Genomic DNA, 21456 nt, shown 5'->3' with positions numbered 1-21456 from the left:
AAAAGAGTATTGTGAAATACTCTTTTATCGTAGAGAACTTTTAATATTAAAAAAGCTTAAGGCATTGACACCTTTTAATTCTTGTAAAAACATATCCATTTCACTTGGTTTTTCCCAAATAGGATTTTGAACACCACTAATTTTTTCTAATTCAAGTTGGGCAGTGTATAAAGATCCAACTTCATCAATAAGGCCCTCTTTTTTTGCTTTTTGTGCAATAAAAACTCTTGCATTTGCAAAACTTTTTGTATCTTCTATTTTAAGATTTCTTGCATTTGCTACATCTGTTGTGAAAAGAGTGTAAGCATCACTTATAAGTTCTTTAAGAGCCATTTTTTCTTTTTCATTCCACTCTCTTGTAAATGTTCCCATTTGTTTATATTCACCAGCTGTTATAACTTGTTCACTAATTCCTAGTTTATCAGCAAGTGATTTAATGTTTGGTGCTTGGAATAATACGCCGATTGAACCTATAAAAGCTCCAGGATTTGCTATAATTTTTTTACTCCAAATAGATGCATAATAGCTTCCACTTGTCATACTCCCAGCTGCATATGCAACAACAGGTTTAATTTGATTTAATCTTTTAACAGCCATACTAAGTTCAATTGAAGGGGCCAAAGCACCTCCTGGAGAGTCTACTCTAAGTAATACACCTTTTATATTTTTATTAAGTGCTGCTTTTTCAATATTTGCTAAGATGGTGTCTATCTGATTTATTTGACCTTCAATTCGTATTGTTGCTAGATTTGCTTTTTGTAATGTTTCTTTGTTTAAAGGGTTAAATATAAAAAACAATAAAAGAAGAAAAAGCATAGCTTTGAAATGGTTATGGATATAACTTATGAAGTTGCCTATCCATCTAAAAATTATCATAATTTCCTACCTCCTATATAAGTCGAGTGGGTTGTTTTAGTATGGAGAATTAGTTCTAAAGGAATGTCTTCTTCACAGTAAACATCCTCTGGCAGTTCACATACTATAAAGTCTGCCAAAGTGTCTTTTTTTATTTCACCACAGTTTAGATTGAGTGCATTTGCTCCATTTTTCGTAACAGCAAGAAGAGATTTTTTTGCAAGTGAATTAATATCTTGTTTTTCATGTGTTAAAATTACTGCTCTTAATTCATCCCAAAGATTTAAAGAGATGTTGGAGCTTAGACCATCTGTTCCGATTGTCAGGTTGTTAATATTTCTAATGTTGAGTTTACCTGTTCCAAGAAGTCTATTAGAAACAGGACAGTGAGTGATACTTCCTCCTTCATCTTCTATTTCTTTAATTTCTTTTGGAGTTGCTTGGACGCAGTGAGTAAAAAGTGTTTTACAGCCTTTAAAAAGTTTTATATAATCATCTGCATTGCTCATAGGTTTTGAGTTTGGTGCAAAATTTGAAAAGAAGTTATTAAAATCCCCATCTCCTTTATCCAACCAATTTCTCTCAGCTACACTTTCCATAAAGTGAGTTGAAACGACATAATTATATTTTCTTGCAATATCAAGTGCATTACGAGCTAAAATTGGATGAGTAGAGTATGGTGAATGAATAGAAATAGCAGGGATAAGTCTTTCACTTTGATGATCTTGTGCAGCTCTTAGTCTTGATAAAAAATCATTAAAAAGTATATCCACTGCATCAGGACGACTTCCTAAAACTTCTGCAAAAAACACAACTCTTTGAGGAGAGTTTAGGCATGCTTCAAAATCTTTACCAAAACTACTAATAGCACCAATAGAAGTAGTACCACTTTTTTGCATGATTTTTAACTGTTCCTCTATAATTTCATCTGTACAAGCCAAAAGTAAATCATCCCTTTTTACGATAACTGAATTTAACCAGGCTATAAAATCACCATAAGTTAAAGAAGATTTGTTTGCACTAAATTCTAAGTGAACATGAGGGTTAATAAGTCCTGGCATAAGCACAGAATTTTTTGGTAGATTTATTATTTCTGCATCAGGATATTTTACATTCAAAACCTCAATATTATCTATATCTATAATTTTTTCATCAAAACAAATTGCTTTATCTTTTGAAATTTCAAATTCATCGTTACATGTAAGGATGTAACTTGCATTTATTATCTTCAAATTTGTCCTTGTATTTTTTTTGAATTATACTTAAATTATGCTAAGAATAGGTATAATAGCAAAAATTTATATAAAGGTGTTTAATGAAAATCGTAGTAATTCAAGGTCCAAATTTAAATCTATTAGGACATAGAGAACAAAATATCTATGGCCCAATGAAATTAGAAGAGATTCATACTCAAATGGAAAATATTGCAAAACAAAATAAAATTGAAATAGAATTTTTTCAATCTAATTTAGAAGGTGAGATTGTTGATAAAGTTCAAGAGTGTATTGGTGATGCTGATGGTATTATTATCAATCCAGCAGCATATACTCATACATCAATTGCAATTAGAGATGCAGTTGCAGCAGCAGCAATGCCTGTAGTAGAAGTTCATATCTCTAACATTCATAGACGTGAAGAATTTAGAAGTAAAAGTTTAATTGCTCCAGTTTGTGCAGGTCAAATTGTTGGTTTTGGTCCATTTGGTTACCATTTAGCAATGATTTCTATGACACAAATTTTAGGTGAAATTCAAGCAGCAAAAGAAGCTCAAAAAGTACAAGCAGAAGCTTAAGTATAATAATGAACTTTATTTTAAGAGATGAAAATGCCGTATTTTATGAATGCGGCTTTTCATGTGATAATGTTGTCTTTTTAAAACTTGGAAGTGAAGCTTTTTTTATAACAGATTCTAGATATGATACTGAAGCAAAAGAGTATATTCAAAATGCAGAGGTTATTGTTGGGGATAGAAGAGATTTGTTTATAACAGTAAGAGAGTTTATAAAAAAATCAAATATAAAAGAGCTTGTTTTTAATCCAAATGAGTGGAGCTTAGCAAAATATGAAAAATTTACTTTAGATTTAGATGAAGTAAATTTTAAACAAGTTCCTAATTTTTCACAAGAAAAAAGGATAATAAAGAGTGATACAGAGTTAGATATTTTAAGACATGCTTCAAGCATTGGCGCAGATGCTTTTGATAGATTTGCAAAGTATCTTAATGAAAACTCTTTAGGTGCAAGTGAACAACGATTACATTATGAAGCAGAAAATATTTTGAAAAAACAAGGTGAATATGAATTAAGTTTTTCTCCTATTTTTGCATTAGGAAGAAATGCTGCAAAGTGTCATGCTCTTCCTTCAAATGATTCTCTTGAAATAAATGATTTAATTCTTTTTGATGCAGGTGTGAAGTATAAAAGATATTGTTCAGATAGAACAAGAACAGCACAGTTTGATAAAAAGATAAATTTTTCTAAAATTCAAACCTTTAGTGATGCAAAACAGCAAAAGATTTATGATACTGTTTTAAAAGCACAAGAAGCTGGCATAAAAAAAGTTCAAACAGGTATAAAAGCTTGTGAAGTTGATTTTGCTTGTAGAGAAGTGATTGATAAAGCTGGTTTTGGTGAGTTTTTTATTCACTCTACTGGTCATGGGGTTGGTTTAGATATCCATGAGTTACCAATAATATCTTCCAAAAGTGAAACTATACTCGAAGAAGGAATGATTTTTACAATTGAGCCTGGGATTTATCTTCCAGATGAATTTGGTGTAAGAATCGAAGATACAATAGTTGTTACAAACGGTGGTGCTGAGGTTATTGGTCAATGACATTTTTTTGTGATAGGTTTTTTCCTATTGTAAAAAATGAAAATAAAAATTATAAATATAAAGCAGTAGTTGGCATTGGTGGAAATAAGGGTGATATGAGAAAAAGATTTAGAAATCTTTACATGTATCTTTTAAAATGCCCACTGATAAGTATAAGTGAAACATCTTCGATTTTAAAGAATCCACCTTTTGGATACTTAGAACAAGATGATTTTTACAATGCTATTATTGTTTTACGAACGTCTATGAGTGCAAAGGCATTTTTAAAATTTCTTTTACATGTAGAAAAGATTTTTAAAAGAGAGAGAAGTTTTAAAAATGCCCCAAGAACACTTGATTTGGATATAATATTTTTTAATAATATGCAAATTCGAAGTAAAAATTTAGTGATACCACACCCTAAGTGGTTTGAGCGAGAGTCCGTGGTTCTACCACTTTTAAACTTGAAAAGGAAAATATAGGTGAAGTTTTTAACTTTTAGTGCAGAAACACCAGCAGCTGCTTTAAAACAAGCACAAATAGAGTGTGGTGAAGATGCCTTAGTTGTCAGTACTAAACAAGTGAAAAAAAAGACAGTGAATGCCCCTGCTCTTTATGAAGTTGTTGTAGCAGTAGAAGATGCAAAAGTAGCAGCTCCTCAAGTTCCTAAAAAAGAAAATTTAAAAAGCAGCGAAGATGTATTACTCAATATATCAGAAGCAGCAAAACAAATTTCTCAGATTGCCAGAGTAACTGATGAGAGTATGCCCGGTAAAAGAAAAACCAATATTTCTATAGAAGAAAAAAGTAGAAAAGATGAAGATGTAAGTGATATAAAAGTAGAAATAACAAAACTTGCAGATAAAATTAAACTTATTCAAGAAATGTTTTGGGAAGAAAAAGCACCACAGAGAAATAACTTAGCAATACCACCAGAGTTTTCTGAAATATATAAGTTAGCAAAAACAAGTGGTATGGGACCAGACCATTTGGATAATATAATGAAGTTGACTCTTGAGCATATGCCTCAGAAGATGAGACAAAGTAGTGAATCAATCAAAAGATATTTTCAAGTGCTTCTTCGTAAAATGGTTCCTGTTCGTCATGAGAGGGAAGTTCCCAAAGGAAGTAAAAAACTTATCATGTTCGTAGGGCCAACAGGAGTTGGCAAAACAACAACTATAGCAAAATTAGCTGCTCGTTTTTCATATATAAAAGAAAAACGAGATAAGGTAGGCATTATTACACTCGATACCTATAGAATAGGTGCTGTAGAACAACTTTTTCAGTATGCAAAAATGATGAGACTTCCAATAGAAGATGTTGTAGATCCAAGTGATTTTAACAATGCACTTCGTTCTTTAAGTCATTGTAATGTTATATTAATAGATACTGTAGGGAGCTCTCAGTATGATAAAGATAAATTATCAAAATTAAGTAAGTTTATTCAAAATAGTGATTATGAAATAGATGTTAATTTAGTGCTTTCTGCAGGAAGCAAATTAGAAGATTTAAAAGAGATTTATAAAAACTTTTCATTTTTAGATATTGATACACTTGTTTTTACAAAATTTGATGAAACAAAAGTTTTTGGAACAGTATTTTCTTTGATTTATGATATAGATAGACCGGTGAGTTACTTTTCAGTAGGGCAAGAAGTTCCTGATGATATAGTAGTTGCAAATAGTGATTTTTTAGTGGAATGTATGTTAAATGGTTTTGAAAGGAAGCAAAAAGATGCAAACTCAAGCAAATAAACTTCAAGAACTTGTTAAAGATGGTACACAATCTACTAAAAAAAATAAACAAACAAAGTATATAGCAATAACAAGTGGAAAAGGTGGAGTTGGAAAAAGTACGCTTAGTGCAAATTTAGCTAATGTTTTATCTACAAATGGTTATAAAGTTGGTTTGTTTGATGCTGATATAGGATTAGCCAATCTTGATGTTATTTTAAATGTAAGAATAGAAAAAAATATACTTCACGTGCTAAAGGGTGAAGCAAAACTTGAAGATATCGTTGTTTCTGTAAAAAAGAATCTTTTTTTAATACCTGGTGAGAGTGGAGATGAGATATTAAAATATAACGACCAATTTTTATATGAAAGATTTTTTGAAGAGACAAAGGTTTTAGATGATTTGGATTTTATGATAATAGATACAGGTGCTGGTATTGGTGGACATACACAACTATTTTTAGAAGCTGCTGATGAAGTTATCGTTGTGACTGTTCCAGATCCTGCAGCTATTACAGATGCATATGCAACGATTAAAATAACAAGTAAAGTCAAACCAGTTATCCATTTAGTATTAAATATGACAAAGAGTTCTAAAGAAGCGGAACTTATTTATGATAAAATATCTAAAGTAGCTATGGCAAATATTAAGAATTTGAGTTTAAATTTATTAGGACGTCTTCCTGAGGATAAACTCATTGCAAAGAGTATAAAACAAAGAACACTCTTTACAGATGATGCACCAAATTCTTTAGCTTCACAAGATATAAAAAGGATTGTGAATAATTTAGTTTATAGATTGGAACACAAAGTGCTTAATAACAACGAAAGCAGAGGTTTTGGTAACTTTATAAAGAGTCTTATAGAAAAGTTTTAAAGGTTAAAAAGTGGTTAGTCCAAATAATTTTATTTATTTTTTTACAGTATGTGGTTTTTTTATTGGTTTAATATTTACGATAATAAATTTTACATTACCAGAAGATATTATTCTTTACACTGCAGAGATAACACTCTTTTTTTATCTTTTTATACATATTGTAATCATGAATTTTGTGGACATAAAACGTTTTGGCGTGAGTCTTTTTAATAAAAAAGAGTATGAAGAAATTAGTGAATATTTTGTTGGTGAACTAGATGTTAGAGAAAAAAGAATGGATAGTTTACTTCTTGAAGTAGAAAAAATGAATATAAAATATGAACAAGAAACAAAACAAAAGAAAGAACCTGAAGTAGATGCACATAAAAAAGCAGCTTAATCCATATTCTAAACATATAAAAAAAGATCAAGATGATTTAGTATTACAATACTTGCCTGCGGTTAGAGCAATGGCATATAGATTAAGAGAAAGATTACCATCATCCATTGATGTTAATGATTTAATTTCTATTGCTACTGAGGAAATGATAAAACTCTCTCGTAAATATGATGTAAGTCAAAATGATTCTTTTTGGGGATATGGACGTAAAAGAGTATATGGATCAATGCTTGATTACTTAAGAAGTCTTGATGTTATGAGCAGATCAAATAGAAGATTAATAAAAGCAGTTGATAGAGAAATTGAAAAATATCTTAGTGAGTATGAAGAAGAACCAACTAGTGAGTATTTAGCAAAAGTCTTAGAAGAAAGTTTAGAAAAAATAGAAGAAGCAAGAAGTGGTACAAGAGTAGTTGCTTTAATGCCTATAAATGAGCAAATAACAATACTTTCTGAAGAAGATACTGCTCAGAAGGTTGAAAAAGATGAGCTTATTGATTTAATTAAAGGGATTTTGGAGAAGTTTAATGAAAGAGAACAATTGATAATTCAGCTATACTACTTTGAAGAATTAAATCTCAAAGAGATAAGTGCTATATTAGAAATTAGTGAGTCTAGAATTTCTCAGATTCATAAAAAATTATTATCAAAAATAAAAGAAGAGTTAGGATTAGGCAATGGCTGATATATTAAGTCAAGAAGAAATTGATGCCTTATTGGAAGTTGTTGAAGAAGATGGAGATACAGAATCTGTTGAATCTGGAGAAGAGGGTGATGATAGACAGATAATTCTTTATGATTTTAAACGTCCCAATAGAGTATCAAAAGAGCAACTTCGTGCTGTAAAAGGTATACATGATAAAATGGCAAGAAATCTTGCTGCTCAAATTTCTTCTATAATGAGAAGTATCGTTGAAATTCAACTTCACTCTGTTGATCAGATGACTTATGGTGAATTTTTAATGAGTTTACCAAGTCCTACTAGTTTTAATGTTTTTTCTATAAAGCCACTTGATGGAAGCTGTGTTATAGAAATTAATCCTTCTATAGCTTTTCCTATGATTGATAGACTTTTAGGTGGGTTAGGAGAGTCATTTGAATCTACTAGAGAATTAACAGATATTGAATTAAACTTATTAGATGCAATTTTAAGAATAGTTATGCAAAGACTTAGAGAAGCATGGGGACCAATTACAGAGATGTATCCTGTTGTTGAGACTAAAGAGTCTAGTCCAAATGTTGTGCAAGTAGTAAGTCAAAATGAAATTGTAATTATGGTTGTTATGGAAATTATCATTGGAAATTCTAGTGGTATGATAAATCTTTGTTATCCTGTTATCTATCTTGAGCCAATTTTGTCACGCTTAGCCAATAGAGATATTATGCTTGGTGAGACGAGTGCTAAAAAGAGTAGGAATAAAGAACTAAATGCACTTGTAAGTCGTGCAGAAGTTTTTAATGAGGCTATTTTAGGCACAGCTGATTTAAGTGTAGGAGAATTACTTGATATTGAAGCAGGTGATGTTATCATACTTGACAGGGCAGCTGATGATCATGCAATAGTGTCTATAGATAAAAAAGATTTATTTTTAGCAGAAATTGGTTTGCATAGATTTAGAAAATCAATAAAACTAAAATCATTAATAAAAACTGATAAAGATGAAGTTAAATCTGTTTTAGAACAATTAGAATCAAAAAGAATGGAAAAAATTTATGCTACATCTGAAGAAAATAATGAAAACAAAGAAATATGATAAAACAAAAAAATAAAAAGAGGTTTACTTTTAGTACAACTCTAGGTTCAATGAAAAGGGGCATTAATGGTAAATGAATTTGTAAAGATATTAGAGGGTGAAATAGTCTCAACAATTGAAGGTTTAACAGGAATTGCTCCTACTGTAGTGTTAAATAAAGAGACATCTGCAGATGATAAAACAACATTATTACCACCTCTTGCCGTCTTAGATGTCAGTGTAAGTGGTGATTTAGATACATCATTGAGAATTACAATATCTGCTATATTAGCAACGGCTCTTGGAGATATGATGCTTGGTGGTGAAGGCATTGAAAAAGAAGAGATGGATGATGATGATTTAGATGCAACAAAAGAGATAATCTCAAATATTCTGGGTTCTTTATCGACTACTTTAAGTGGACAAAAAAGCATGCCAAATTTTGCTTTTAGTGTGGATGATATAAGGTATATAGAGCCTACAGGTGATATTAATTTTGATGGATTTTCTAAATTGTATGTATTTGATATGGGAATCCAAAGTACTACTGATAATATATCTTTTGCATTTAGTTCAGATTTTTTAGCCGCAATAATGGGTGAAAAAAAAGAAGATTCTCCAGCTTTAGAAGAAGTTCCATCACATGTAGAACATGAGAAGGTTAGTTATTCTCATAATTTATCAAATGAAGAGATGAAAAATATTGAGCTTATTAAAGATGTAAAACTTCCTATAAGGGTAAGAATTGGTTCAAAAAAAATGCTTTTAAAAGATGTATTAAGTATGGATATAGGTTCTGTCATAGAATTAGATCAACTTGCTAATGATCCTTTAGAAATTCTTGTAGGAGATAAAATTATAGCTCAAGGTGAAGTTGTCATTATAGATGGTAACTTTGGTGTACAAATAAGTGAAATAGGTACAAAAAGAGAACGCCTAGAAAAGCTTAGGTAGTATATGACATCAGGAAGTAAACATATAAAAGATACGGAACGCTCAAACGTTTGGAGTGTTCTTAGAATAATGAGTGATTTTGTAAAAGGTTTTGATGAACTTAAAGATATTGGTCCATCAGTAACTTTTTTTGGTAGTGCGAGATTTGATGAAAAGAATAGGTATTATAAAGAAGCTAGAAAACTTTCAAAAATGCTAGCTGATAAGGGTTATAATATCATTTCTGGTGGTTCAAGTGGTATCATGGAAGCAGCTAATAGAGGAGCTTATGAGAGTGGTAAAGCTGAATCTATTGGATTAAATATAGAATTAGAACATGAACAGGGTGGAAATGGCTATACTACGAAGGATTTGAGCTTTGATTACTTTTTTGCAAGAAAAGTAATGCTTGTAAAGTATTCTTTAGCATATGTCATTTTTCCTGGTGGATTTGGAACATTAGATGAGTTTTTTGAGTCATTAACACTTACCCAAACTAACAAAATTTCAAAAATAAGTATATTCTTAGTAGGCACGCAATACTGGGATAAAATATATGATTTTATAAAAAATGAAATGGTTGAAAATGGAGTTATAAATCCTGAAGATATTGAACTTATAACTTTTACAGATAATCTTGATAAAATCGCTCAGGATATAGATGAAAGATTAATTTTACATATTAATGATTTAAAAAATAGTGGTTTAAGCGATACTGAGTATTATAAGAAAGCAATAGACCATATTCAAAAGTCATAGATAATTTAGTTTTTTGGTCTAAAATATTTATAATATAAAGAGTAAAAAAATGTCAAAAATATTAGTTGCAATGAGTGGTGGAGTTGACTCTACTGTTACTGCATATAAGTTAAAAAATGCTGGTCATGATATAGAAGGCGTGTATATGCGTTTACATGACGATGTACTTGCCCATGAAGAAAATATAAGAAAAGTAAAAAAAGTAGCAGATTATCTAGATATTAAATATCATGTCCTTGATTTAAGTGATAAATTTAATGATTTTGTTTATGAGCCATTTGTAAATACTTATAAAAATGGCTTAACGCCAAATCCTTGTGTATTGTGCAATAGAAATATAAAATTTGGAGCTCTTTTAGATTTTACAAAAGAGTTAGGTATGGATAAACTTGCAACTGGCCATTATGTACAAATCAAAGATGGATTAATCACTGAAGCTATTGATGATAGTAAAGATCAAACATATTTTTTAGCAAATGTAAAAAAAGAAAATTTAGCTTTTATTGAGTTTCCTCTTGGAACAATGCATAAAGTTGATGTCAAAAAATTCGCTGCAACTATAGAAGTATTAAAAGAGTTTTCTACTCAAAAAGAGAGTAGTGAAATTTGTTTTGTGCCTAATGCTTATACAGATATTTTAAAAAAACATATGGACATAGATAAACCTGGTAATGTTTTAAATACTCAGGGTGAGGTAGTTGGAACTCATAAAGGTTATATGCATTATACAATAGGTAAAAGAAGAGGATTTGATGTAAAACTGGCGCATGAGCCTCATTATGTTACAGCAATTAATGCTAAAACTAATGAGATTACAGTTGGACTCAAAGAAGATTTAAATATTAAAGAATTTAAAATTAAAGATATTAATATGTTCATAGATGAACAAGATTTTGAGTGTTCTGTAAAAATCAGATATAGAAGTCCTAAGATTAAGTGCAGTGTACATGTAGAGGGAAAAAATGCTAGGGTGACTCTATATGAAGATGTTCAAGGTTTAGCGGCTGGACAAATGGCTGTTTTTTATAGAAAAAATCAAGTTATTGGTGGTGGTTGGATAGAGTAGAGAGGAATTTTCCTCTCTTTTTAATTAAAGTTTTTGCCTCTACCTTTTTTCTTAATTACTTTGTTTTGTTTACGTAATTGTTGGGCATGAATTAATTCTCGTTTTGTTATCCTACCATCTCTATTTTTATCTATTCTAGTGAATTTTAGTAAATTAGGAGATTTTCTTAGTAATCTACCATCATGCGTATTTTGTTTCATCCGCGCTTTTTTCGTAATAATAAACTCTTTTTTAGTTACGAATCCATTTCTATCATGATCAAAAGCTTTAAAGGGTATAGGATTCATACCTGTAGCATTTAACACCGAACCAAATAAAGTAATTCCCAAGAAAAGAGTAATTAATTTTGAAATTTTCATAATACATCCTTTTAATTTATATAAGTTAATTATATATCTACTATCTTAACCCAGTGTTAATAAGATATTTTTATTATATTTTTACTATACTTAGAAGAAAAAGAAGAGACATCAATTGGAAGAGATAAAACGTATTGCTTTTGGAAAGATAAATCCTGCTAAAAATAATGCAGTATTTTTAGCTATATATGTAAAAGACATAGCTCCTTGGAAATATTTTAAAGATGATATAAAACATACAAGATGCCCAGCAGTTATAATGATAGACAGATGGGATGGCCGTATGGGTTTCCCTGGTGGTGGTATGAAAGAAGATGAAGATATACTTGATGCTCTTAAAAGAGAGATAAAAGAAGAGATTGGAATTACTATAAAAAAAGACAAGGTTCATCCTATAGCATCTCATGAGTGGAAAATATGTACACATTTTTATGGGCTAGAAGTGAATGAGTTAGAGTTTTTACATATTTATTATCATATTTTAAGTAGTTTTTCTCGTTCAATTTTACTCCATGCTTATGAAGAAGGGGATGAATCACGTTTTATGAGTGAGACTACTGGTATCAAAATAGTCCCAATTATAGAGCATAATAAAAAAGGAATAAATAAGTTTCTAGAGAACTCTTTTGCTGGAGCAACAAAACAAGATTTAGAGATATTTTTAGATGAAGTATTAGATTATAAAACAAAAGGAGAAGAGTTTGAAATGTAATGTGGGAGGAAGAGATAGAATCAATAGATTAGTAACTGGAACAGCATTGATAGCATATGCTGTTTATGCAAATCAGCCTATGGCATATGCAGGGATTATTCCTCTTATAACAGGAATAGTAGGCTTTTGCCCACTATATCCTTTATTTAAATATAGTTCGTGTAAATAATATTACATTAGTTTTTCAAAAAGCTCCATTGGTGTAGTTTCTAATTCTTCTGCAATAGTTTTCATTGTACTTTCTTGAGTAATTTTTGGAGCTATTTTGTGAATAATATTGAGAGCTTTGTTGAGATCTAAACCATATTTTTGACTAGCCTCGTTAAGAGTTAGTTTCCCTAGTCCTGAGCCCATCTTAGGTATTTTTGATATTTTTATATTTTGTTTTTTTGTTTGATGCTCTTCTATTATTTCATTTTCTTCTATATCAATTAGATTATAGACTGCATTAGGAGCATATCCATTTTCTTCAGCAATATCCAATAATTTTTTATTTGCACTAACTCCTATAAAACCTTTATTTTTTAATGTCGCTATTGCTTTATTTAAGTCAATATCTGTTTTTTTACAAAGAGATTTTAGACTCGATAATTCTGCATGTCCATAAGGTGGAATTCCTCCATCTTCTTCCCAGCTTGTTTTAATAGAATCTTCAAAATCTAAAAAAGTTTTAAATGGAGGAATTTCGTAAAGTGTTCCAAATAAAAAAGCTAAAGTAAAAATAAGAGATAAAAGAAACTCTTTTGTAAGCAGTGTAAATTCTTGATTTTTATTTTTTAAATAAGATATTAAAGGTTTCCAATTCAGATATAAATGTAAAACCATACCGACTAAAAACAAGACCATAAATGTTACATGTAAAGAGCCATATTGAGTTTTAGATAAACCAAATAATTCCCAGTTAGTCCAATAAGCAATTTTCCCCTGAGGTACTATAAACAACATAATACCAGTATAAACCATAATCAAAAATGCAAATGTAATACATAAAGATGTAAAACGTCTTAAATTTACCATGACAATTCTCCTTATTTAATCATTCAAATAATAATTATTACATGTATATCTTAATAGCTTGTTAATGATATAGCAAAATGTATTTTTAAGACCTTTTTTAGTAAAATGGAAGACTTTTAAACATCATCAAAGGAAACGAATTATGAGAGGCTATAAAGTCTTTACGGGAACAGCTAACCCAGAATTGTCAAAAAAAGTAGCTAAATATCTATCTTTACCACTATCTGAAGCATCAATAAAACGCTTTAGTGATGGTGAAATTAGTGTACAAATTAGTGAGAGTGTAAGAGGAAAAGACGTATTTATCATCCAACCTACTTGTGCACCTGCTAATGTTAATTTAATGGAGTTACTTATTTTAACAGACGCACTTCGTAGAAGTTCAGCAAGTTCTATTACAGCTATTATGCCTTATTTTGGATATGCTAGACAAGATAGAAAAGCAGCTCCAAGAGTTCCAATTACTGCAAAATTAGTTGCAAATATGATTGAAACAGCAGGAATTGATAGAGTTGTAACAATTGATTTACATGCAGGACAAATTCAAGGTTTCTTTGATATTCCAGTTGATAACTTATATGGTTCAATTATTTTTCTTGACTATATTAAAAATAAAGGATTAAAAAATCCTGTTATAGCTAGTCCTGATATTGGTGGTGTTGCACGTGCAAGAAGTTTTGCAAAAAAACTTGGCGTGGATATTGTTATTGTTGATAAGCGTCGTGAAAAAGCAAATGAATCAGAAGTTATGAATATAATAGGTGATGTTGAAGGCAAAGACGTTATTTTGGTTGATGATATGATTGATACAGCTGGAACTATTGTAAAAGCAGCAAAAGTTTTAAAAGATAAAGGGGCAACAAGTGTTATGGCATGTTGTACTCATCCAGTTTTAAGTGGACCAGCATATGATAGAATTACAGAAGGTGAATTAGATGAGCTTTTAGTATCTGATTCTATTCCTTTGACTCAAGAGTGTGAAAAAATTAAAGTTTTAAGTGTTGCTCCAACATTTGCAGAAGTTATTAGACGCGTTTACCACAATGAAAGCGTTAATGGCTTGTTTATATAAGATTGGTATAAATGCAAAAAAATATTAGAAATTTTTCCATAATCGCTCATATTGATCATGGGAAAAGTACATTAGCAGATAGACTCATTCAAGAATGTGGTGCAGTAAGTATGCGAGAAATGGGTACTCAGATGATGGATACCATGGACATAGAAAAAGAGCGTGGGATTACTATTAAAGCGCAAAGTGTTAGACTTACTTATGTTAAAGATGGTGAACCATATATATTAAATCTTATTGACACTCCAGGTCATGTTGATTTTTCTTATGAGGTATCGCGTTCACTTGCTTCTAGTGATGGAGCATTACTTGTAGTAGATTCTAGTCAAGGTGTGGAAGCTCAAACTATTGCCAATGTTTACTTAGCCCTTGAAAATGATTTAGAGATAATACCTGTTTTAAACAAAATAGACCTTCCTGCGGCAGATCCTGATCGTGTTAGAGACGAGATAGAACATACTATTGGCATAGATTGTACAGATGCTTTAGGAGTAAGTGCTAAAAGTGGTATAGGTGTGACTGAACTTCTTGATAAAATTGTTGATACTATCCCAGCACCCGAGGGAGATGAAGATGCACCAACAAAAGCAATAATTTATGATAGTTGGTTTGATAATTACTTAGGTGCCCTTGCTCTTGTTCGTGTATATGATGGAGAAATTAAAAAAGGTCAAGATATTTATGTTATGGGAACTGGAAAAAGGCATGAGGTTTTAAACCTTATGTATCCTCATCCTTTAGCATTACAAAAAACACAAGTTATTAAAACTGGTGAAGTTGGGATTGTAGTTCTTGGACTTAAAAATATTGGTGATGTTCAAGTTGGTGATACAATTACTGATTATAAAAATAAAACTAAAGAAGCAATCGAAGGTTTTGAAGAGATTAAGTCATTTGTATTTGCAGGAATTTATCCAATTGAGACTGATAAGTTTGAAGATTTACGTGATGCTCTTGATAAATTAAAACTCAATGATTCTAGTATCTCTTATGAACCTGAAACATCTGTTGCTTTGGGATATGGTTTTCGTGTAGGATTTCTTGGTCTTCTTCATATGGAAGTTGTTAAAGAGAGATTAGAGCGGGAATTTGATTTAGATTTAATTGCAACTGCCCCTACAGTTACTTATAAAATAGAAAGAACTGATGGAGAGATTATAGATATACAAAATCCAAGCCAATTACCACCAGTTAATGAGATAGAAAAAATAACAGAACCTTATGTAAAATCAACTATATTGACTCCTACTGAGTTTTTGGGAAATATCATTACCTTACTCAATACAAAACGTGGAATTCAAGAAAAAATGGACTATTTAACTCCAGAGAGAGTTCTTTTAGAGTATTCAATTCCTATGAATGAAATTGTTATGGATTTTTACGATAAGCTAAAATCTGTATCTAAAGGATATGCGAGTTTTGATTATGACCAATCAGGTTTTAGAGAAGGTGACTTAGTAAAACTTGATGTTCTTGTTGCAGGTGAAGTAGTAGATGCCTTGTCTATTATTGTTCCACGTGAGAGTGCTCAGACTAAAGGACGAGAGTTTGTAAAAGCTATGAAAGAGATAATCCCAAGACAACTTTTTGAAGTAGCTGTTCAAGCAAGTATTGGAAATAAAGTAATTGCTCGTGAGACAGTAAAGTCTATGGGTAAAAATGTTACTGCAAAGTGTTATGGTGGTGATATTACAAGAAAAAGAAAACTATTAGAAAAACAAAAAGCTGGTAAAAAAAGAATGAAATCAATAGGAAAGGTTCAACTTCCTCAAGAAGCATTCTTAACAGTTTTAAAACTAGATTAATTATGAGGTGCCAACTTTGTTTAAATATAAGTTGGCATCCACTGTGTAAAAACTGTTTATCTACTATATTAACTCCAACTCCTTCAAAAAGAGTATTAGAAAATGGCCTGATAGTTTATAGTTTTTATAAATATTCTGAAATTTCAAACCTCCTTCATACGAAACATACGTATCATGGTGCAAAAATATTTTCACTTTTAAGTAAACATGCGGTACTCCCTTTTATAAAAAGCTTTACATGTAAAGATATATTTTCTCTTCCTATTGATGATCATATAAGAAGTGGATATTCTCATTCTGCTATTATTACAAAAGAATTAAGTAAGTATTTACGGCCACTCTATAGTAAATTAAGAGCAAAAAATAGAACAAGATATTCAGGACAAAAACTTGATGTAAGAAAAAAAGAGAAAAGAGATTTTACTCTTACATGTAAAGACAATATTAATGTCATTTTGATAGATGATATAGTCACCTCAGGAAATACTCTTATTGAAGCAAATGAAATATGTGAAAAGTCCAATGTAAATGTACTTTTTGCAATTGTTTTAGCTGATGCAAATGAAGATAAATAGAATTTACTTCAAACTTTTTATAAAGAAAAACCATAATTAATAACGTGACAGATATATGACAGCATTACTTGCTAATATTTCTTTATTAAATAAACTTTAAAAAGGATATTAGTTATGAAAAGTCAGGTAAAATTAATACCAAGTGTCATAGCAATTTGTATTTCACTTCTTATTTGGTTTATGATTCCTGTGCCTCAAGGGGTTACTCCAGAAGCATGGCATTTATTAGCACTATTTATTGGTACAATAGCTGCTATTATTGGTAAAGCAATGCCAATAGGCTCTCTTGCTATTATAGCTATCATGTTAGTAGCTATTACAGGTGTTACTGATCCTAGTCCAAAGATGTCTATCAAAAATGCATTGAGTGGATTTTCTAATTCACTTATTTGGTTAATTGGGATTGCAATTATTATTTCCAGAGGTTTAGCCAAAACGGGTTTGGGAAATAGAATAGGATATTATTTTATTTCACTTTTTGGTAAAAAAACAATAGGTATAGGATATGCACTAGCAATCTCAGAACTTGTGATTGCTCCAGTAACGCCAAGTAATACAGCTAGAGGTGGTGGGATTATTCATCCAATTATGAAGTCTATTGCTTCTAGTTTAGGCTCATCTGTTGAGAATCATACAGAAGGTAAAATTGGTAAATATCTTGCTTTGGTCAATTATCATATTAATCCAATTACTTCAGCAATGTTTATTACAGCAACTGCCCCAAATCCACTTATTGTAAAATTTGTATCAGATGTAACAGGTGCAAATGTTAGTATTACTTGGACAATGTGGGCATTGGCAATGTTTATTCCAGGTATGGTTTGTATTGCTCTTGTTCCTTTAGTTGTCAATATATTTTTTCCACCAGAGATTAAAGAGACACCAGATGCTCCTTTATTTGCTAAAAATAAATTATCAGAAATGGGTAAAATGTCTTTTAATGAAAAGATCATGATTGGTGTATTTGCATTATTACTTTTTTTATGGGCGGGTGTACCAGCAATGATCTTTGGAAAAGCATACGCTTTGCATTCAGCAACAGTGGCTTTTTTAGGACTTTCGATTTTACTAGTAACAAGTGTACTTACTTGGGATGATGTTCTAAAAGAAAAAGCTGCTTGGGACACCATTACATGGTTTGCTGCTCTTGTTATGATGGCAACTTATCTTAATAAACTAGGACTTGTTAAATGGTTTTCTGGCGTGGTACAAAACAATATCTCTAGTTTAGGAGTTGGTTGGGAACTCTCAGTGATTATATTGGTATTGGTATATTTATATGCGCATTATTTTTTCGCTAGTACAACAGCACATATTACAGCAATGTTTGCAGCATTTTTTGCTGCTGGTATAGCATTGGGGGCACCACCTCTATTTTTAGCATTTATCTTAGCTGCGGCTTCTTCAATAATGATGGCATTAACACATTATGCTACAGGAACATCTCCTGTTATCTTTGGCTCAGGTTATGTGAGTTTAAAAGAGTGGTGGAAAATGGGATTTATTTTTAGTGTACTTAATTTAAGTGTTTGGCTTGTTGTTGGTGGTGCTTGGTGGAAATTCCTAGGCTATTGGTAAAATTAATCTATAGCAAAATATAAATACTCTTTAGATATAATTGTTCACAATTATATCTAAAGGTAAATGTTTATGATTACTCATTGGTTAAAATACTATTTTTGTATTTTAGTAATATTGTTATTTTATACACCGCTTCATGCATCAAATGATTCTATAAGTTCTCCTATAGAAATAATTGTTGGATTTGGACCTGGGGGAAGTACAGATACACTTGCTCGCTCTATGGCACCATATTTATCAGAAGCATTAGATATTCAAGTAAATGTAAGAAATATACCTGGACGTGGGTCTGCTCTTGCTATTGAAACTTTTTTAGATGTACCATTAGAAAAAAACACCATACTTTGCTCAGCATTCTCTCCTTTTATTCCAGCAGCAATTATTCAAAAAAATGTAGAATTTACGATGAAAGATTTAGATTTTTTAAATATTCAATGGTATGGGTATGATTTGATCGCTGTTTATGGAAAGTTAAAAATTAAATCTTTAGTTGATTTACTTTTATCAATAAAAAACTCTACAAAAAAGTTTAAAGTAGCTGTGGTAGAAAATTCTAATGGATATCTACTATTACGTTTTTTACTTAAAGAGATGAATATCTCCATGGATAAAATTGATTTGCATAAATATAATAGTGGAGGAGATGCAAGAAAAGCTATTTCAAATGGAGATGTGGATGTTATTATGATTAGTTCAAAACGTAGTGAGTTCATAAGGCAATATATAACCCCTTTAGCAATTTATTCTAATAATAGGCAAGCTGAGTGGGATATTCCAACAGTAAATGAAGCTTTATCTTCACTTGGAATAAAAATTCCATTAGTTCCTGGATATATGAGAGGATTTGCTCTGAATGCAGCTTATAAGAAAAAATATCCTGAACGTTATAAAATAATAGAAGATGCTTTTAAACTTATTATGGCTAAAAAAAGTGTTCAAAGGGCTCTAAAAAAGAATAAAGTTGGTGGAACATGGACAGGACCGGAGAAATCAACAAAAATATTAAATGAAACAAATAAAATTTTTAAAAAATACCAATATCTTATTAAGCCATAGTTTTTTCAGGAGTATATCTTTTAAAAAATATACTAATAGATAAGCCTTGTGGAGATTCATTTTTAATAGAAATACGTGCATTATGTAATTCTACAATTTGTTTGACAATACTTAGACCTAAACCACTTCCTTGTTTATTTGAATCAAGTCGAAAGAAACGCTCATAAATAGAGTCTAAATATTTTTCTGGAATTCCTGGACCTTCATCTTTTATGCACAATATGACAGTATCCTTAGTTTGAGTAAGTGCTAAGGTAATGGTACCTTGTGGATTGTCCTTTTTATCAACGGCATAATTTAAGGCATTGTCTATAAGATTATTTAACATACTTTCTAAAATGATTGGGCCACCAAAAATCCATATTTCATCTTTTGCATCAAATACAAATTTAAATCCTCTATTATAGATAAAAGAGATTTTATCTTTAGCAATGTTTTCGCAAAATAATGTAAAATTAATAGCTTTAAAATGTACACGATTAAAAGTATCTGGATTTGTTTTAGCATATAATAAAAGTTGTTGAGTGATATTAATCATAGATGAAATAAGAGTTAAATTACGTTTTTTATAAGGGATATTTTCAATAGATTCATCCATTTCAGTAAGCATTTTTAGCTCTGCTAGAGGTGTTCTTAGCTGATGAGAAATATCTGCATTAAAGCGTTCAATATGAGAAAAGCTTTTTTTGAGTTTAATAAGCAGTTGATTAATACTTTTGACCAAAGAGATAACTTCTATAGGAATTTTTACTTCTTTAATAGGAGTTAAATCATTAATGTCACGGCGCTTTATTGAATACTGTAGGTTAATAAGAGGTTCAATTCCTTTTTTAACAGCAAATAAAGAGCTAAAAATTGCAATTATCATTATTATAAAGATAATTGTACTAATAACAATAAGTACTTCTTTGATAATAGCATTTCTATCTTCTAATGTTTCTGCTAAATAAACAAATGCCACATAAGTATTTCCATTACGAAGCATTTGATGTTTTATATACAAAGAGCGAATTTTTTTACCTAAAAAGATAGTGTTATAGTACATGTATGCTGGAGTATTTTGTGTTAAATTAGGCTTTGGGATATCATCAAAACCAGCAAGAAGATTGTGCGTAGAATCTTCTACACTATAAAAAACACTACTTTCTCCTGCTGAGGTTTGCATATGAATACCCATATTGGGTTGTTTAAATTTAACTTTACTGTCTTGAACATACAAACGCTCAATAATACTACTGCTTTCATGCATTAAAACATTATCAAAGTATTGGTTGATTTTATATTCAAGATAAAAGAAAATAAGGCTAAATGTAATAATCAAAATAAATATTAAAGAATAAATAAGCCATTTTATAAGTCTTATTTTAATAGAAGGATATTTCATTGTTTATGTAAGAAGGATATAGCCTAAGCCATGTACCGTATTTAGTTTCATACTATCGCCTGTTTTTTTTCGTATTCTTGAAACATAAGTTTCAACAGCAGTAGAGTTTAAATCATCTCCAAAAGAAGTAATATGCTCAGATATGCTGTCTTTGCTAACAACTTGGTTAGCATGAGTGATTAAATACTCAAAAACACTCAGCTCACGATTACTAAGTTCGATACGAATATCATTTTTAGAAAGAGTTCTCGTGGTTGTATTATATAAAAAATCTCCAATAGTGATTAAGGATTGTCCATTTTGTGCTACTCGTCGTAGTATTGCATGGACACGTGCAATAACTTCTGCTCGCTCAAAAGGTTTACACAAATAATCATCAGCACCAGATTCTAAACCTAAAACTTTTTGATCTAATTTATCTCTTGCTGAGATAATAATTACAGGAATTTTTTTTTGATTTTTACGTATTCTTTTTAAAATTTCAATCCCATCAATACTAGGAAGACCAAGATCTAATAAAAGAAGATCATATTCTTGATACTCTAAAACACTAGCACCTTCTTCACCATCATGAAAAACATCAACAGCATATCCTTCACTACATAGTGTTTTTTTAAGTCCCATAGCCAGTGTAACATTGTCTTCTAAAATTAATATCCGCATAAAACCCTCATGATTTAAAAAGCTTTGATGATAATTTTACTATGTATCATAGAAAAAAGTGCTTAAGAGTTCTTTATATG

24 protein-coding genes are annotated in these 21456 nt (G+C 30.5%); 18 read left to right on the top strand and 6 right to left on the bottom strand.

Annotated elements, in window-relative coordinates:
• Positions 1–24: 24 nt before the first annotated feature.
• A complete protein-coding gene (gene sppA, locus K354_RS0106850; RefSeq protein ID WP_024954761.1) occupies positions 25–876 on the bottom strand; it encodes a signal peptide peptidase SppA in 852 nt (283 codons plus the stop codon).
• On the bottom strand, positions 873–2087 hold the full coding sequence (gene mqnF / locus K354_RS0106845; RefSeq protein WP_024954760.1) for an aminofutalosine deaminase family hydrolase: 1215 nt from the start codon (positions 2085–2087) through the stop codon (positions 873–875). The genes sppA and mqnF overlap by 4 nt, the downstream gene beginning before the upstream one ends.
• Before the next feature lie 83 nt (positions 2088–2170).
• Here mqnF and aroQ point away from each other — a divergent pair, with 83 nt between their 5' ends.
• The 11 genes from aroQ to mnmA all read left to right on the top strand — a co-directional run bounded on the left by aroQ (position 2171) and on the right by mnmA (position 11152).
• A complete protein-coding gene (gene aroQ / locus K354_RS0106840; RefSeq protein ID WP_024954759.1) occupies positions 2171–2647 on the top strand; it encodes a type II 3-dehydroquinate dehydratase in 477 nt (158 codons plus the stop codon).
• 8 nt (positions 2648–2655) lie between these two features.
• Positions 2656–3690 (top strand): M24 family metallopeptidase, encoded by a 1035-nt coding sequence (locus K354_RS0106835; RefSeq protein ID WP_174377778.1) that lies wholly within the window; start codon positions 2656–2658, stop codon positions 3688–3690.
• Positions 3687–4151 carry a 2-amino-4-hydroxy-6-hydroxymethyldihydropteridine diphosphokinase gene (folK, locus tag K354_RS0106830; RefSeq protein WP_024954757.1) on the top strand — a complete coding sequence of 155 codons (465 nt, stop codon included), beginning with the start codon at positions 3687–3689 and terminating at the stop codon, positions 4149–4151. The genes K354_RS0106835 and folK overlap by 4 nt, the downstream gene beginning before the upstream one ends.
• Complete coding sequence (gene flhF / locus K354_RS0106825) at positions 4152–5426, top strand: flagellar biosynthesis GTPase FlhF (RefSeq protein WP_024954756.1); 1275 nt, start codon at positions 4152–4154, stop codon at positions 5424–5426.
• The gene (locus K354_RS0106820; RefSeq protein WP_024954755.1) at positions 5407–6282 is read left to right on the top strand and encodes a MinD/ParA family protein; all 876 of its coding nucleotides are present in this window, start codon (positions 5407–5409) and stop codon (positions 6280–6282) included. The genes flhF and K354_RS0106820 overlap by 20 nt, the downstream gene beginning before the upstream one ends.
• Positions 6283–6292: 10 nt before the next feature.
• Positions 6293–6661, top strand: coding sequence for a membrane protein (locus K354_RS0106815; protein ID WP_024954754.1), 369 nt, complete (start codon positions 6293–6295; stop codon positions 6659–6661).
• The gene (locus K354_RS0106810) at positions 6639–7346 is read left to right on the top strand and encodes an RNA polymerase sigma factor FliA (protein WP_024954753.1); all 708 of its coding nucleotides are present in this window, start codon (positions 6639–6641) and stop codon (positions 7344–7346) included. The genes K354_RS0106815 and K354_RS0106810 overlap by 23 nt, the downstream gene beginning before the upstream one ends.
• Positions 7339–8415: a flagellar motor switch protein FliM gene (gene fliM / locus K354_RS0106805; protein WP_024954752.1), complete on the top strand. Its 1077-nt coding sequence runs from the start codon at positions 7339–7341 to the stop codon at positions 8413–8415. Before K354_RS0106810 ends, fliM begins: the two co-directional genes overlap by 8 nt.
• Before the next feature lie 66 nt (positions 8416–8481).
• Positions 8482–9348 (top strand): flagellar motor switch protein FliY, encoded by an 867-nt coding sequence (fliY, locus tag K354_RS0106800; RefSeq protein ID WP_024954751.1) that lies wholly within the window; start codon positions 8482–8484, stop codon positions 9346–9348.
• Between the two features lie 3 nt (positions 9349–9351).
• Positions 9352–10086, top strand: coding sequence for an LOG family protein (locus tag K354_RS0106795; protein WP_024954750.1), 735 nt, complete (start codon positions 9352–9354; stop codon positions 10084–10086).
• Between the two features lie 34 nt (positions 10087–10120).
• Entirely contained in the window at positions 10121–11152 is a 1032-nt protein-coding gene (gene mnmA, locus K354_RS0106790) for a tRNA 2-thiouridine(34) synthase MnmA (protein ID WP_281169400.1), read from the top strand.
• A gap of 20 nt (positions 11153–11172) precedes the next feature.
• Here the strand turns inward: mnmA and K354_RS0106785 are convergent, their stop codons facing one another.
• Positions 11173–11511 (bottom strand): EF-hand domain-containing protein, encoded by a 339-nt coding sequence (locus K354_RS0106785; protein ID WP_024954748.1) that lies wholly within the window; start codon positions 11509–11511, stop codon positions 11173–11175.
• A gap of 115 nt (positions 11512–11626) precedes the next feature.
• Between K354_RS0106785 and K354_RS14685 the strand changes: the two genes are divergently transcribed.
• Together K354_RS14685 and K354_RS0106775 are read left to right on the top strand one after the other, a co-directional pair.
• Positions 11627–12223 (top strand): NUDIX domain-containing protein, encoded by a 597-nt coding sequence (locus K354_RS14685; protein ID WP_024954747.1) that lies wholly within the window; start codon positions 11627–11629, stop codon positions 12221–12223.
• On the top strand, positions 12213–12392 hold the full coding sequence (locus K354_RS0106775; protein WP_024954746.1) for a YgaP family membrane protein: 180 nt from the start codon (positions 12213–12215) through the stop codon (positions 12390–12392). The genes K354_RS14685 and K354_RS0106775 overlap by 11 nt, the downstream gene beginning before the upstream one ends.
• 2 nt (positions 12393–12394) lie before the next feature.
• Here K354_RS0106775 and K354_RS0106770 read toward each other — a convergent pair whose 3' ends face one another.
• Positions 12395–13240 carry a DUF4405 domain-containing protein gene (locus K354_RS0106770; RefSeq protein WP_024954745.1) on the bottom strand — a complete coding sequence of 282 codons (846 nt, stop codon included), beginning with the start codon at positions 13238–13240 and terminating at the stop codon, positions 12395–12397.
• Positions 13241–13382: 142 nt separating this feature from the next.
• Between K354_RS0106770 and K354_RS0106765 the strand changes: the two genes are divergently transcribed.
• From K354_RS0106765 to K354_RS0106745, 5 genes are all read left to right on the top strand, one after another.
• A complete protein-coding gene (locus K354_RS0106765; RefSeq protein WP_024954744.1) occupies positions 13383–14312 on the top strand; it encodes a ribose-phosphate pyrophosphokinase in 930 nt (309 codons plus the stop codon).
• A gap of 11 nt (positions 14313–14323) precedes the next feature.
• Entirely contained in the window at positions 14324–16117 is a 1794-nt protein-coding gene (gene lepA / locus K354_RS0106760) for a translation elongation factor 4 (protein WP_024954743.1), read from the top strand.
• Between the two features lie 2 nt (positions 16118–16119).
• Positions 16120–16692 (top strand): ComF family protein, encoded by a 573-nt coding sequence (locus tag K354_RS0106755; protein WP_024954742.1) that lies wholly within the window; start codon positions 16120–16122, stop codon positions 16690–16692.
• Between the two features lie 114 nt (positions 16693–16806).
• Positions 16807–18270, top strand: coding sequence for a DASS family sodium-coupled anion symporter (locus tag K354_RS0106750; RefSeq protein WP_024954741.1), 1464 nt, complete (start codon positions 16807–16809; stop codon positions 18268–18270).
• A gap of 72 nt (positions 18271–18342) precedes the next feature.
• Positions 18343–19329 (top strand): type 2 periplasmic-binding domain-containing protein, encoded by a 987-nt coding sequence (locus tag K354_RS0106745; RefSeq protein WP_024954740.1) that lies wholly within the window; start codon positions 18343–18345, stop codon positions 19327–19329.
• Here the strand turns inward: K354_RS0106745 and K354_RS0106740 are convergent.
• Positions 19319–20713, bottom strand: coding sequence for a sensor histidine kinase (locus K354_RS0106740; protein ID WP_024954739.1), 1395 nt, complete (start codon positions 20711–20713; stop codon positions 19319–19321). The genes K354_RS0106745 and K354_RS0106740 overlap by 11 nt on opposite strands.
• Positions 20714–20716: 3 nt before the next feature.
• Positions 20717–21376, bottom strand: a complete 660-nt coding sequence (locus K354_RS0106735) for a response regulator transcription factor (protein ID WP_024954738.1) — start codon at positions 21374–21376, stop codon at positions 20717–20719.
• Positions 21377–21456: the final 80 nt, after the last annotated feature.

The sequence above is a fragment of the Sulfurospirillum arcachonense DSM 9755 genome (genome assembly GCF_000597725.1).
Classification (GTDB): domain Bacteria; phylum Campylobacterota; class Campylobacteria; order Campylobacterales; family Sulfurospirillaceae; genus Sulfurospirillum_A; species Sulfurospirillum_A arcachonense.
This window is presented reverse-complemented; position numbering and strand designations above follow the sequence as displayed.

Excerpts from the sequence above, each read along its gene's own strand:
- K354_RS0106765 (WP_024954744.1), top strand. The coding sequence starts at position 13,383 with ATGAGAGGCTATAAAGTCTTTACGGGAACAGCTAACCCAGAATTGTCA.
- sppA (WP_024954761.1), bottom strand. The coding sequence starts at position 876 with ATGATAATTTTTAGATGGATAGGCAACTTCATAAGTTATATCCATAAC.
- K354_RS0106750 (WP_024954741.1), top strand. The coding sequence starts at position 16,807 with ATGAAAAGTCAGGTAAAATTAATACCAAGTGTCATAGCAATTTGTATT.
- lepA (WP_024954743.1), top strand. The coding sequence starts at position 14,324 with ATGCAAAAAAATATTAGAAATTTTTCCATAATCGCTCATATTGATCAT.
- K354_RS0106785 (WP_024954748.1), bottom strand. The coding sequence starts at position 11,511 with ATGAAAATTTCAAAATTAATTACTCTTTTCTTGGGAATTACTTTATTT.
- K354_RS0106810 (WP_024954753.1), top strand. The coding sequence starts at position 6,639 with ATGCACATAAAAAAGCAGCTTAATCCATATTCTAAACATATAAAAAAA.
- K354_RS0106795 (WP_024954750.1), top strand. The coding sequence starts at position 9,352 with ATGACATCAGGAAGTAAACATATAAAAGATACGGAACGCTCAAACGTT.
- K354_RS0106745 (WP_024954740.1), top strand. The coding sequence starts at position 18,343 with ATGATTACTCATTGGTTAAAATACTATTTTTGTATTTTAGTAATATTG.
- K354_RS0106755 (WP_024954742.1), top strand. The coding sequence starts at position 16,120 with ATGAGGTGCCAACTTTGTTTAAATATAAGTTGGCATCCACTGTGTAAA.
- K354_RS0106770 (WP_024954745.1), bottom strand. The coding sequence starts at position 13,240 with ATGGTAAATTTAAGACGTTTTACATCTTTATGTATTACATTTGCATTT.
- K354_RS0106835 (WP_174377778.1), top strand. The coding sequence starts at position 2,656 with ATGAACTTTATTTTAAGAGATGAAAATGCCGTATTTTATGAATGCGGC.
- fliM (WP_024954752.1), top strand. The coding sequence starts at position 7,339 with ATGGCTGATATATTAAGTCAAGAAGAAATTGATGCCTTATTGGAAGTT.
- K354_RS0106740 (WP_024954739.1), bottom strand. The coding sequence starts at position 20,713 with ATGAAATATCCTTCTATTAAAATAAGACTTATAAAATGGCTTATTTAT.
- aroQ (WP_024954759.1), top strand. The coding sequence starts at position 2,171 with ATGAAAATCGTAGTAATTCAAGGTCCAAATTTAAATCTATTAGGACAT.
- fliY (WP_024954751.1), top strand. The coding sequence starts at position 8,482 with ATGGTAAATGAATTTGTAAAGATATTAGAGGGTGAAATAGTCTCAACA.
- K354_RS0106735 (WP_024954738.1), bottom strand. The coding sequence starts at position 21,376 with ATGCGGATATTAATTTTAGAAGACAATGTTACACTGGCTATGGGACTT.
- folK (WP_024954757.1), top strand. The coding sequence starts at position 3,687 with ATGACATTTTTTTGTGATAGGTTTTTTCCTATTGTAAAAAATGAAAAT.
- K354_RS0106820 (WP_024954755.1), top strand. The coding sequence starts at position 5,407 with ATGCAAACTCAAGCAAATAAACTTCAAGAACTTGTTAAAGATGGTACA.